Raw genomic sequence first — 12,915 nt, forward strand, 5'->3', positions numbered from 1 at the left:
CAAAGGCCACCTTTGATTGTGGGCTGAGGTCAGCATACTTTCATCTGACTGTGCTGACAGCCCGTGGTTATCGAGCTTGCTCTAGCGCTGCCCGGTAGTCAGCTAAACGGTTGAGTTCATCTTCGACCGGTGCCACCACAGCTCGTTGAGCGACGTCAGCGACGTTGCGTTCCAATTGACGGGTGATTCCGCGGGCATACATGCGGTGCCCGGCTGCTGCGATGAGTCTGCCCAGCATGGCTATCACGATGCCCAGCAGTAGACCCGTGATAACCAGCAGGGTTGGGACCGGCAGGGGGAAACCTTCAACTGTAGGTGGCTCCGGCAGGACGATCTGGAAGTAGGTAGCAAGGGCTAGACCGGTGAGCCAGAGCAGACCCACAAGCGCAGCAACGATACCCAGCCACTGGAAGACGTTGAGCATCTGCCACCACCAGCGTTTCCTGCCAGCATCATAGTGAACGGTGGCAATAGCACGCTCAATTTCACCCGGCAACTGGTCTTCATAGGTGCGAGCTGAATCCCTGATACTGTGGCTCCAGGGTTCATCCACGCCTTCAGAAACATCACCCGCAAAGGTACGCAGAGAGGTGCTCATTGCTGCTTTCTGAGCGGCGCCCAGTGGAGGCAGAGAAGACTTAGAAATCGGTGCGCCATCGTGCTCCTTGTGCAGGCCCAGACGCTTGAGAGGATCCTTCCGAGCCTTGAGCAACCAACGGGTTGCAATCCAGCCGGTCTTCTCAGCAGCGTGCAACTTATAGGAGTTAGCCGCAGCCTTCACAATGCTATCTGCGCCTGAGGCGGCGTATATCCCAGCTTCAAGTTGCTCAGTATTCTCGTGGGTAATTCCGCGAGGTTGCCCGCCGCCGTCCTGGCGGCCCAGATCAGCACTCACCGTGCGCAAGTCAGCATCGATACGTTCTAGTGCGGCATTCTTCGCTACGGCTACCTGCCCCAGAACTTCGCGTAGACGGGGCACGCCTTCACCGGTACGGGCTGAGACTGCCAGTGGGTCAGCAACCAGAGTGGAAGAAAGCCCGTCCTGAGCCAGCAGAAGTTTGAGCGAATCAAGAACCGCCGGCACTTCTGCGGGATCCAAACGGTCCACCTGGTTCAGAACAGCTAGGGTAACAGCACCGTGGGACGCGAGCGGAGCAATGAAGTCCTGGTGGATAACGGCATCGGCGTATTTTTGGGGGTCCATGACCCAGACCAGCACGTCCACGCACTGCGCCATTTTTTCAACGATGACGCGGTTGGAGGCTTCCACCGAGTCAAAGTCCGGCAGATCAAGCAGCACTAGGCCGCCGGTTGCCTCTTCTGTTTTTGCGTGACCCACAGATTTGCGGATTTTATTCCACATACCCACGGTGACAGGCACGTCGGCGCGGTTGAGAGCTTCGGTGGCTTCGGCGGCATCCTCGTCCATGTAAGTGCGGTTTTCAACGCCCAGCCAGTCCAGCAGGGGCTCAACCCCGGCCCTACCCCAGACCGCAGCCTGAGCAACTGATGTGGTGGGGCGGCGGGCAGCGCTCTTGGCGATTTCTTTGCCGACCACGGCGTTAAAGAGAGTTGATTTACCAGAACCCGTTGCACCAAAAAAGCCGATGACGGTGTGCTCGGCAGAGAGCTCACGGCGGGCTCCGGTGCGCGCTAGGACGTCGGTTGCTCGGTGCAGAAGTTCTGGTTCTAAGCGGTCGGTGCCCAGCTCTACCGCTTTTTCAAGAGCGGCAACGCGCAAGGCTAGAGCAGTGTGGCTCTGGTCTTTCTTGGTCTCAGCCATCTTAGTTCTGCTCCCCAGCCATCATGGTCTCACCAGCTGAGGTGAGGGTAACTGCTACATCTTCAAGCGCCTGGTGGTCCGGCCCCATCTCTAGACTGTTCAAGCGGTCTTCAAAACGCTGGGCGTGGCGGTCCAACAGTTCTTTGACGCGGGCTTCCAGGGTTTCACGAGCTCGGTTGGCCATGCGGCGCACGGCGTCCTCACCGAAGATTGCTTCCAGGAGCTTCTGACCGACGACGCCTGAGCCGCCAGCGATACCCACTTCAATACCGGTTAAGCCACCGGTCATGGAGAAGACAGCAATCATCAGAATCACAGCGGTGACGTTGACCCCCAGCGACATGAAGCGTGCTTTCTGACGTTTGTCGGCACCCTCCTGGGAGATGATGTCCATAACATCCTGTTGCCAGGCACGGATGCTTTCAGCGATTTCCTCAGGGAAGTCTTTACCCTGACCCCCCAGATCCTCACCTGCTAGCAGAGCACGACCGGCTCGGTCCTCGAGCCAGCGGCGCTGAACAGTTTCGGCCGCTGCAGCGGCCTCTTCCATAATTACCGAATGCAGGCCAACCTCTAGAGCCTGCTCAACTTCGACGGCCTTAGTGGGTGGAGTTCCACGCAGGAAACCTGAGATACGGTCGCGGATTTTGCCGACGGTGCTTTCCACCGAGCGAAAGAACTCACCGGTTCCCACAAAATCCTGCCAGCGGGTGAGCACCTCACCGCGCAACATTTGACCGTCTTTAGTGGATTCCTTGACGTTTTCAAAGGCGTGGGCGTAGGCGTCATTCAGGTTTTGGCGCAGAGCTCGCTCGGCGTCTTCCTGCTCCCGCTGGGCGTCAGCGAGCTGGTGTGTTTGGCCAGCCACGCCTCGCACCGCGCCCTCCAGTGTGCGGCGGGCAATGGCGCTGCGAGCATCAGCGTCAGCACCTAGGCTACGCAACCAAAAGGTCAGCGGGGTCAGCGCGACGGCGGGTAGCAGACCTCGCTCATCACGGTCTTGCTCCGTAACAGACATAATCAGAGCGGCAGTAATACCGGCTTCGCCCAACATACGGGTCAGGTCAGCTTCAATTTCATCTTCAGAGCCCTCAGGTACACGGTTAAGCACCACGGCAATGGTGATATCACGTTTAGCTGCTTCACGCAGGATCTCCCAAGGCACAGCATCGGCGTAGCGGTTAGCGGTGGTAACAAAGAGCCACAGGTCAGCAGCTGCCAGGAGCTGCTTAGCAAGACGGCGGTTCTCGTCTGAAACTGAGTCAAAGTCTGGCGCGTCAATCAGGGCAACACCGGCGGGCAGGCCAGGCACGGGCACCATAACCAGTTCGTCTTGGCCGTTGTGGGGATTAGCCCCGGGAAGGGCCGCACCCGGCTCTACGGGGACGCGCACCAGAGTGGGCAAAATGCGGTCAGGGGTAAACGCCGTGGCGTCCTCTGGACGGTGCAGCAGAACCGGCTGGCGGGTGGTGGGGCGGATAGCGCCGGACCGGGTCACCGGCTCACCGATGAGGGTGTTCACCAGCGTAGATTTACCGGCACCGGTTGAACCGCCAACCACCACAGTCAACGGGGCGTCAAGGCTGGAGAGTTTAGGGATGATGTAATCATCGAGCTGGGTTACTGTTTTACGGGCCAGCTCACGGGCAGCTCCTGCTCCCCCGGTTTCCAAGGGAAAGTGCGCTGCGGCAAGTGTATGGCGGGCATCGCGAACGCCCTGCAAAGTGTGAGTGATAGTTTCGTTGTGCACGAATCTATTCTTGCACGCAGGGCTTGGGGAAAGAGTGAACTGCAGGGTAAAACAGCGCTAGTGTGGCGTAGTAGCTCTAGAGAAAAAGAAAACCTCCACTCGTTTGAGTGGAGGTTTTCTTGCCTGTGACCCCAACCGGATTCGAACCGGTGTTGCCGCCGTGAGAGGGCGGAGTACTAGGCCGCTATACGATGGGGCCATCTTCATTGCTGAAGTATTGCCCTTGAAGAGCAACAGATATAAGCATATAGGCAAGGTGGGTTTGGTGCAAACCTGAGGGCAATGCTTTGCATCACGCTCAAACTGAAGCTTGGCAGCGGGACCTTTGGTGGATGGTGGGGTTAATAAAGAAAACCTCCACTCGCTTGAGTGGAGGTTTTCTTGCCTGTGACCCCAACCGGATTCGAACCGGTGTTGCCGCCGTGAGAGGGCGGAGTACTAGGCCGCTATACGATGGGGCCGTAACAACTTTTTATCAAGCTGTTCGCTGGGATACCAGGACTCGAACCTAGAATGACGGTACCAGAAACCGTAGTGTTGCCAATTACACCATATCCCATTACTGTTTGCTGCTACGTTTTGTTCTTCGAACTCATCGCCGCAACGAGTAATAACTCTATACGCTTTATTCGAAGTGCGCAACCTGGAATGAGTAGACCTGAGTCACACCTAAATTCGCGCGCTGAATGAGCCCAGCAATACCAAGGTTTAGAGGCCTTGAGGCGGCGTTAGTCTACCGTAAATTGTCTCTAATTCGCTTGATTGCTTACCGGCCAGAGTCGGGGCAGCCCCAAGCACTCTGATCCGCTGAACAATCACCAGCCACCAAACCCACCTGCGTCCGCCACACCCGCACCAACTGACCCTCACTGGCGCGTTCCACCGATCCATCAATCACTTCCCAGGGACCGCCATCAACGCTAAATTCACCTCGATACCCCGTCACCACACTGAACTGATAGTCCCCCGGCACCGTATATTTGTGGCTGGTTGGTGTCTCCTCATCCCAGACATCCTCACCCAGTTGATACCCGGCATACGAGACAGGACCTAGCTGACCACCATCACCATAGACAAAGGTGTAACTCACTGGCGTAGCTCTCACCTGGACCTGCTGACCAGCTATTTCACGCTGGAACTCCTGGACACTAGCATCTGCCCAAAAGTTGGTGTTGTAATTTTTCAAGGTATGGGGAGCTCGCTCTTGATGGGCATCTGCCGGGGTAATGGGGAAACTCTGCAGATCCTCCACAGTCAGCTGGATACGGATAGGCTGGACAACCATCTCACCGTTTACTTCAGCAAGCTCAAGACCAGCGCCCTCAAGTTCATCGGGGTTCAGAGCGATACATCCCAGAGGAACACCGTTGTTGTAGTAGGGAGTATCTGATCCGTCGCCCCAGTCAGCGGGGACAACGCCCATCGTGCCTAAGGTTCCATCTGAGGCCAAACAGTAGGAACCTGTTTGTAGTGAGGCTCCTTCAGCTAACCGGGCACGCTTATCCTCAGGATTTTTATGTTCTTTGAACTGTATAAGTTTCATGGCAGGGGCCGCTGAATCGCCTGGAACTTGCTCAGATTTCGGGGTTTCTTTTACCTGCCGTGGTCTCTGTCCATCCAGAAACTTGCTCCTATTTATTTTTACGTCAAAACCAGTTCCGTTAACGCTCCCGGAGGTATTAGCAACTGCGGAAGGTACAACTAAACAAAAAGAAATAGTCACTGCTGCAAATACAGAGCCAACGTAACGCTTCATGACTACTTGACTGTCTGTGAGGTTAGAACTTTCCATTTAGAATCTTTGAACTGGACTCTAAAATCTATTCCTTCATAGATTGAATCTGAATTATCTGTGTAGGTAGCTTCACCGTCGTACCAAAGCACTGAGTCATCTTGCTCAAAATTGCTACCAATAGAGTAGACGCCATCATCCATAGATGTAATTAAGTCCTTGTTGTAATGAATGGTTAATTTACCTTCGATAACCCAACCATCAGACTTGTAGATCTCCTCCAACGAATCAAAAAAATCTTGCTCTTGAGTAAAAGACTCATCAACTAACTGCCGCACACCATCCACATCCCCGGTTTGCAGGGCATAGTTGCGCATGTCCTGATAATAAGTGATGAACTTTTCCATGCCTTCGGTAGTTTCGACGTTCATTGCTGCAGGAGTCTCCGGCTTAGGCACATTCTGAGCAGGGCCCTGCTCATCAGCAGCACGATACTCCCCCTCAGGCGCCTTAGACCCACCAGAATAAGACTCCGCTGCTTCAGCAGTAGCACCCTCAGAAGCACCAGCAGGTACCGAAGCAGAAGCAGCCGATGAAGAACTATTCCCCGGCTCCGGGATACTACCAGTTGCCTTCTCACCACAGCCACTCAAGACCAGGGCACCAAGGGCAGCCAGAGTAAGGGTTTGGGTCAGGTAGCGGGGTGCACGCATAAGAGTCGCTCCAAAGATAACGTTGTGACATGAGTCAATGCTTGTTCCATTTTTCTACCACTGGACTTGTGCCAAGGCAAGCCCGCTCCAACCACCAGCTCTATGCGCCCCCTTTGTGACCGGTTATTACGCATTTTCGCTTGTCATTTGAGATATCAACAGCAACTGCTACACCGACCGCAGATTCCCAGGCATAAAAGAGCCCCGCTCCCCTGATCACCGGACAGGTGGCAGGAGGCGGGGCTCAACGTAGGCAGGCTTTAGGCAGCCAGTGAAGCGGCTAGCTTCTTGAGGCGGGCGAGGGAGGAATCCTTGCCCAGAATCTCCATGGATTCAAAGAGGGGTGGTGAGATACGCTCACCCGAGATAGCGGTGCGTACCGGCCCGAAGGCCAGGCGGGGCTTAATTTCTAGTCCCTCAACGATTGCCTCGCGCAGTGCGTCCTGAATGCTTTCAGCAGTAAAGGTTTCTAGGCCCTCAATAGCGGTAATCGCGGCGTCCAGAACAGCAGGTGCTGACTCCTTAAGCTGCTTAGCGGCGTCCGGGGCGGTCTCGATGTCCTCGTCCTTCTTGAAGAGGAAGCCAAGAAGACCGGGGGTCTCGCCCAGGAGTTGCATGCGCTCCTGAACCAGGGGCGCAGCTTCGGTCAAGATCTGCTGTTCGCGCTCTGTCAGAGCGTCAAACTCGTCAGCTGAGACCAGCTCAGCTTTGTGCAGGAAGGGTACCAGGCGGTTGCGGAAGTCCTCAGATTCGAGCATACGCACGTGGGTGCCGTTGATGGCTTCAGCCTTTTTGAGGTCGAAGCGGGCGGGGTTAGCCAGTACGTCTGCGATGTCAAAGTGCTGCACCATGGTGTCCATGGTGAAGATGTCCTCGTCGTGAGACAGGGACCAGCCCAGCAGTGAGAGGTAGTTGAGCAAGCCTTCCTTGATGAAGCCGGCGTCTAGCAGGTTGTAGAGGCTGGACTCGGGGTCGCGCTTAGAGAGCTTCTTGTTGCCCTGACCCATCACGTAGGGCATGTGGCCGAATTCGGGGATGAAGCTGGTGACGCCAACCTCGACCAGGGCGCGGTAGAGCGCAATCTGGCGGGGGGTGGAGGAGAGCAGGTCTTCACCGCGAAGCACGTGGGTGATGCCCATCAGCGCGTCATCCACGGGGTTGACCAGGGTGTAGAGTGGCTTGCCGTTGGCGCGAACCACGACGAAGTCGGGAACGGAGCCTGCCTTGAAGGTGATGTCACCGCGCACCAGGTCGTTGAAGGTGATGTCGGTATCGGGCATGCGCAGACGCAGAACGGGCAGGCGGCCTTCAGTGCGGTAGGCTGCCTTCTGTTCCTCGGTGAGGTCGCGGTCAAAGTTGTCGTAGCCCAGCTTGGGGTCTTCGCCCTTGGCCTTGTGGCGCTCTTCTACTTCTTCGGGGGTTGAGAAGTCTTCATAGACGTAGCCGCCTGCCTTGAGCTTCTCAACAACCTCGGCGTAGATATCCATGCGTTCTGACTGGCGGTAGGGCTCGTGGGGGCCGCCCACGCCGACGCCCTCGTCCCAGTTGATGCCCAGCCACTGCAGGGATTCGAGCACCTGGTTGAAGGATTCCTCTGAGTCACGTGCCGCGTCGGTGTCTTCGATACGGAAGATTAGCTTGCCGCCGGTGTGCTTGGCGTAGGCCCAGTTGAAGAGGGCGGTGCGCACCATGCCCACATGGGGGGTGCCGGTGGGTGACGGGCAGAAACGCACGCGGGTTTCTGAGGGGTCAGCAAGTTTCAGAGCGTAATCACTCATGGATGTTTTCACATCCCTTTCTGTGGTGGTGTAAAAGTTTTTCGGGTTCAAGTTTAGCGGCTGGGCAGCTTATTCTGCGCGGACGGTGTTGACCAGGGCACCGATGCCCTCGACCTCAATTTCTACTTCGTTGCCCGCTGAGAGCTTGCCGACGCCGGCGGGGGTGCCGGTGAGAATGACGTCGCCGGGGAGCAGGGTGAAGTATTCGCTGGCTGCCGCCACCAGTTCTGCGACGGAGAAGACCATGTCTGTGGTAGTGCCGTCCTGCTTGAGGTCGCCATCTACCCAGGTCTGGATAGTAAGGTCGTCGGTCTGCAGCTCTGTTTCGATCCAGGGGCCAAGGGGGCAGGAGCCGTCGAAGCCCTTAGCGCGAGCCCACTGGATGTCGGTTTTCTGGGCGTCGCGGGCGGTCAGGTCGTTGGCGACGGTGTAGCCGTAGATGACTTCGGGCACGCGGTCCAGGGGCACGGACTTGGCGATACGACCGATGACGACGGCGAGTTCGCCCTCAAAGGAGACGTTGTCTGACCATTCGGGCAGGGCGATGGGGTCGCCGGGGCCGATGACGGACGTGTTGGGCTTGAAGAAGAACTGGGGGGTGGTGGGGGTTTCGTTGCCCAGCTCGGAGGCGTGGTCGCGCCAGTTGCGGGCCACACCAATGACCTTGGAGCGGGGGATGATGGGGGCAAGCAGGCGGACGTCCGCTAGGGGGTATCGCTTGTCGGTGGGGTTAATGCCGGTGTAGAAGGGGTCGCCGGAGAGGACAGTGATGGTCTCTTCGCCGGGCTCACCTTCAACCAGGCCAAAGTGCAGGGTATCGTCTACAGTAAATCGGGCAATGCGCATGGTTCTAGACTACCGGACTCGCCTCCCCCACCCCAGAAGGTACCAGGTAAATCAAAAATGACCACCTGGTTCGTGGTCTTTTTTGGCTTAGATGGTACCTACCTCTATAGGTTGACATCGTCCGCCCCGCTGTCCTACAGTAATCACCAGTTCTTGTTCCCTACGGAAGGCTCCCCAGTGGATTTTTCAGCGGCTCTCTAGACCACGCTGAAACCCCTCACCGCGGTTTTCAGCACTTCACCTCTTTGACGCTGAATGGATCGCACCCTCATGCCTATTTCCGTATCTGAACCCCACCTTTCTTTTAACAGCCTCAGCCTAATCTGGCCCGACGGCACCCCCTGCTTTGAAAACCTCACCGGCGCTGTCAGTGCCCCGGTCACAGCTCTCATTGGCGATAACGGCTCCGGCAAATCAACCCTGCTTAAGCTTCTAGCTGGCACCCTAGAACCAACGAGCGGCAGCATCAGCCGGCCGGGTACCGTGGCCTACCTGCCCCAGGATTTAGGGCTCACCCCGCAGACCACCATCGCCGACCTCTTCGCTATCGCCGACGTCCTCGACGCCCTCACCGCGCTAGAAGCCGGCGACTACTCAGAAGAGCTCTACGAGCGAATCGGTGATAACTGGGACGCCGCCGAGCAAGCCCAGGCTACCCTGGCCGCGTCCGGCTTCTCCCCCGCCCTAACCACTACCGACGCCCACGCCCTCATGCGGCGTACCGTCGGCACGCTCTCAGGTGGCGAGGCCGTCACCGCAGCCCTCACAGCCCTAGTTGCCACCCGCCCCGGCGTCCTACTATTGGATGAGCCCACCAACAACCTCGACGCCGACGCCCGCGCTACTCTCTACCGGCTCCTAGACAGTCTGCCCTGCCCCGTGCTCGTGGTCAGTCACGACCGCGACCTGCTCGAGCGGGTCGATGAAGTGCTGGAACTCAGGCAGGGGGCCCTGCGCTCTTTCACCGGTAACTACAGCGCCTACCGGCAGGCCATCGACAGCGAGCAGGACGCTGCCGCCCGCCACCTGCGCGAGGCCAAGCAGGTTGAGCGGCAGGAAAACCGGGAGCGTATCGAGGCTGAAACCAAGCTGGCCCGCGCAGCCCGGGCTGGGGCGACCGCCCAGGCTAACCGGCGGGGCTCGCGTATGTCGATGGGGCTGGCGGCTTCCTCAGCCCAGCGGTCAGCCGCTAAGGTTCGGCAGACTCACCAGGGCAGACTTGACGCTGCTACTGCAACCCGGAAGGCCCGGGAACGGGATATCCGCGAGGACCAGGCCATCTATCTTGACCTGCCCGGCACCCGGGTGCCAGCAGGTAAGCGGGTGCTGGAGCTAACTCTACGGCAGAGCACCGGTGCGGACGCCAGCCCCCACCAGGGTGAGCAGGAGCGGGCGGATGACGGGGCGGCAGCGGCTACTCCCCTACCTGTGCGGCTGATTGTCCAGGGCCCAGAGCGCCTGCGGCTGGCCGGGGCTAACGGGTCAGGCAAGAGCACCCTTCTGAGGGCAATTATGGGTGAGGTCCAGGCAGCCGACACTGCCCACTACACCTGCGACTACCGGGTAGCGAACACCGGCTACCTGCCCCAACGGCTAGTCCTCCCCCAGGAGCAAAGCATGCTGCAGCTGGTCATGGCAGCCAACCCAACGCTGACCGAACAGCAGGTGCGCGACGATCTAGCCCGACTGCTCTTCCGCCGAGAACGGGTGCACCTGCCCGTGGGAGTACTCTCCGGCGGTGAGCGATTCCGCGTGGCCCTAGCAACCGTCCTCTTGGCCAGCCCGGCGCCCCAGCTGCTGATTCTCGATGAGCCCACCAATAACCTGGATATGGCCTCGGTGGACTGGCTAGTGCAGGCGCTAGCCTCCTATGAGGGGGCCCTCCTGGTCGTCAGCCACGACGAAGCCTTTTGTGCACAGTTAGGTCTGACGGACGTCCTAACGCTCCCCAAGCACCATTAGAAAAGACCATTTAAACTAGAAAAACCCACCTAGTTGGTGGGTTTTTCTGATTTAGATGGTACCTACCCGAGGGGCTAGACCAGCTTGACGTTCCAGCCCAGGCGGTCCTCAACCTTGCCGGTCTGAATACCAACCAGCTCTTCGCGTAGGGCCATAGTGACTTCGCCACCGTCAGCGCCAGAAGCCGAGGGGACCTCAAAGTCAGCGGCCTTGAGCTTGCCCACGGGGGTAATCACAGCAGCAGTACCGCAGGCGAAAATCTCGGTAATCTCACCGCTTGCTACGCCCTCGCGCCACTCATTCAGGGTAATCTTGCGTTCCTCCACAGTGTGTCCGCGGTCCTCAGCCAGCTTGATAATAGACTTACGGGTTACACCGCGCAGAATAGTGCCGGTCAGCTCGGGGGTGACGATACGTCCGTCCTTGTAAACGAAGAAGACGTTCATGCCACCCAGTTCTTCGATAGCGTCATCGCGGTTGGGGTCCTTGAAGATGACCTGCTTGCAACCGTTGGCCTCGCCCTCCAGCTGGGCTGCCAGGGAGGCTGCATAGTTGCCGCCGCACTTGGCTTCGCCGGTACCGCCCACACCAGCGCGGGCATAGGTGGTGGAAAGCCAGATATCAACGGGCTTGGGGGTACCGAAGTAGTTACCGGCAGGGGACGCGATGATGAAGAAAGAAACCTCGTGGGCCGGGCGGATGCCCAAGAAAGCCTCGGTGGCAATCATGAAGGGGCGCAGGTAGAGGGATTCACCGTCACCGCTAGGCACCCAGTCGGCGTCGATGGTGACCAGCTGGCGGATGGCCTCAACAAAGAGTTCTTCGGGCAGGTTGGGCAGCACCAGGCGGTCTGCTGACTTATTCAGACGGGAGGCGTTCTCTTCAGGGCGGAAGGTGGTGATGGATCCATCTGCCTGGCGGTAGGCCTTGATGCCCTCAAAGATTTCCTGGCCGTAGTGGAAAACGGAAGCTGCCGGGTCCAGGCTCAGGGGGCCGTAGGGCATGACCTGGGCATTGGTCCATTCGCCGCCGTCGGTGTGGGTGCCACGCCAGTCAATGCGCACCATGTGGTCGGTAAAGTGCTTACCAAAGCCCGGGTCAGCCAAAATCTCAGCGCGACGTTCGGGGCTGGTGGGGTTCGGGTTACGAGTAACGGTGAAGTCCACAGTCATGTTCCATCCTTGAGTTAAAGTAAGGGTCTCTTGTAAGAGAGAATACCCCAGGTGAGCCCTCCCACGTGTGAAAAAGTCTGCGCCCCGCTGGAAGAGCGGGGCGCAGATGCAGATTTAGAGAGCAGCGATGATTGCCGAGCCAACCTCTTCGGTAGACCGTTGGGCACCGGGGTTGGCTGCCAGGTCTGCTTCTACGGCCCGCTCGACCCTCGCGGCGGCGCCCTCAAAGCCAAGGTGGCGCAGCAGCATCGCGGCGGCAAGGACGGTAGCAGTCGGGTTGGCAATGCCCTGGCCAGCGATGTCAGGGGCAGAGCCGTGCACCGGCTCAAACATTGAGGGGAAAGTGCCGCTGGCGTTGATGTTGCCGCAGGCAGCGTAGCCGATACCGCCGGTGATAGCACCAGCCTGGTCGGTGAGAATGTCACCAAAGAGGTTATCGGTGACAATTACATCGAAACGAGAGGGATCGGTGGTAAAAAAGATGGTGGCGGCGTCAATATGCAAGTAATCAGTGGTGACCTGCGGGTACTCGACCGCGACTTCGTTGAAGATGCGGGAGTAGAGCTGACCGGCGTTCACCAGAACGTTGGTCTTATGAATCAGGGTCAACTTCTTTTTCTCGCGGCTTGCTGCCAGTTCAAAAGCGTAGCGCACCAGGCGCTCAATGCCGTAGGCAGTGTTGAGTGAAACCTCGGTGGCAATTTCCGCCGGAGTGCCAGCCCGCAGCAGGCCGCCATTGCCGGCGTAGGGGCCTTCAGTGCCTTCTCGCACCACCACGAAGTCGATGTCGCCGGGATTGCTCAGCGGCGAGACTGCCCCGGGAAAGAGCTTGGATGGGCGCAGGTTGATGTAGTGATCAAAGGAGAAGCGCAGGTTGAGCAGGATTTCGCGCTCGATAAGACCGCTAGGCACCGTTGCCGAGCGGGGATCAGCGCCCACAGCGCCGAAAAGAATAGCGTCGTGGGTAACTAGCTGATCTTTGGTCTCCTGGGTAAGGGTTTCACCGGTGGCTAGCCAATGTTCAGCACCCAGGCTGTAGGGGGTGCTGGTGAGCGTAATGTTCTCGAGGTCAGCGACGTGGCTTAGCACGCGCTCGGCTTGGGCTACTACTTCGGGGCCAATGCCGTCGCCGGCAATGACGGCGAGGTTGATAGAGCGATTTTCAGTCATACTTCCAGG

The 12,915-nt window shown here is 58.3% G+C and carries 9 protein-coding genes and 3 tRNA genes; 1 reads left to right on the forward strand and 11 read right to left on the reverse strand.

The genetic code is table 11. The annotated features are described in order from the left end of the window. Positions 1-67: 67 nt before the first annotated feature. The 9 genes from L6990_RS09965 to L6990_RS10005 form a co-directional block, all read right to left on the reverse strand. Positions 68-1,783 (reverse strand): dynamin family protein, encoded by a 1,716-nt coding sequence (locus L6990_RS09965; protein ID WP_237203978.1) that lies wholly within the window; start codon positions 1,781-1,783, stop codon positions 68-70. A gap of 1 nt (position 1,784) precedes the next feature. Beyond that, positions 1,785-3,533 carry a GTPase gene (locus tag L6990_RS09970; RefSeq protein WP_237203979.1) on the reverse strand — a complete coding sequence of 583 codons (1,749 nt, stop codon included), beginning with the start codon at positions 3,531-3,533 and terminating at the stop codon, positions 1,785-1,787. 126 nt (positions 3,534-3,659) lie between these two features. Then, positions 3,660-3,732: transfer RNA gene (locus tag L6990_RS09975), tRNA-Glu, on the reverse strand. 189 nt (positions 3,733-3,921) lie between these two features. Continuing rightward, positions 3,922-3,994 (reverse strand) — tRNA-Glu (locus L6990_RS09980). A gap of 26 nt (positions 3,995-4,020) precedes the next feature. Further along, positions 4,021-4,092, reverse strand: a tRNA-Gln gene (locus L6990_RS09985). Positions 4,093-4,299: 207 nt separating this feature from the next. Then, positions 4,300-5,076, reverse strand: coding sequence for a hypothetical protein (locus L6990_RS09990; protein WP_237203980.1), 777 nt, complete (start codon positions 5,074-5,076; stop codon positions 4,300-4,302). A gap of 215 nt (positions 5,077-5,291) precedes the next feature. Next, positions 5,292-5,978, reverse strand: coding sequence for a DUF6318 family protein (locus L6990_RS09995; protein WP_237203981.1), 687 nt, complete (start codon positions 5,976-5,978; stop codon positions 5,292-5,294). Positions 5,979-6,238: 260 nt separating this feature from the next. Then, positions 6,239-7,756 (reverse strand): glutamate--tRNA ligase, encoded by a 1,518-nt coding sequence (gltX, locus tag L6990_RS10000; protein ID WP_237203982.1) that lies wholly within the window; start codon positions 7,754-7,756, stop codon positions 6,239-6,241. Positions 7,757-7,825: 69 nt separating this feature from the next. Next, positions 7,826-8,602, reverse strand: a complete 777-nt coding sequence (locus L6990_RS10005; protein ID WP_237203983.1) for a fumarylacetoacetate hydrolase family protein — start codon at positions 8,600-8,602, stop codon at positions 7,826-7,828. A 270-nt stretch (positions 8,603-8,872) separates the two neighbouring features. Between L6990_RS10005 and L6990_RS10010 the strand changes: the two genes are divergently transcribed. Next, complete coding sequence (locus tag L6990_RS10010; protein WP_237203984.1) at positions 8,873-10,564, forward strand: ABC-F family ATP-binding cassette domain-containing protein; 1,692 nt, start codon at positions 8,873-8,875, stop codon at positions 10,562-10,564. Between the two features lie 74 nt (positions 10,565-10,638). Here L6990_RS10010 and L6990_RS10015 read toward each other — a convergent pair whose 3' ends face one another. Beyond that, positions 10,639-11,736: a branched-chain amino acid aminotransferase gene (locus L6990_RS10015; protein ID WP_237203985.1), complete on the reverse strand. Its 1,098-nt coding sequence runs from the start codon at positions 11,734-11,736 to the stop codon at positions 10,639-10,641. 114 nt (positions 11,737-11,850) lie between these two features. Then, complete coding sequence (locus L6990_RS10020; protein ID WP_237203986.1) at positions 11,851-12,906, reverse strand: 3-isopropylmalate dehydrogenase; 1,056 nt, start codon at positions 12,904-12,906, stop codon at positions 11,851-11,853. Between the last annotated feature and the right edge of the window lie 9 nt (positions 12,907-12,915).

The organism is Rothia endophytica (assembly GCF_928381505.1).
Taxonomy (GTDB): Bacteria; Actinomycetota; Actinomycetes; order Actinomycetales; family Micrococcaceae; genus Rothia; species Rothia endophytica_A.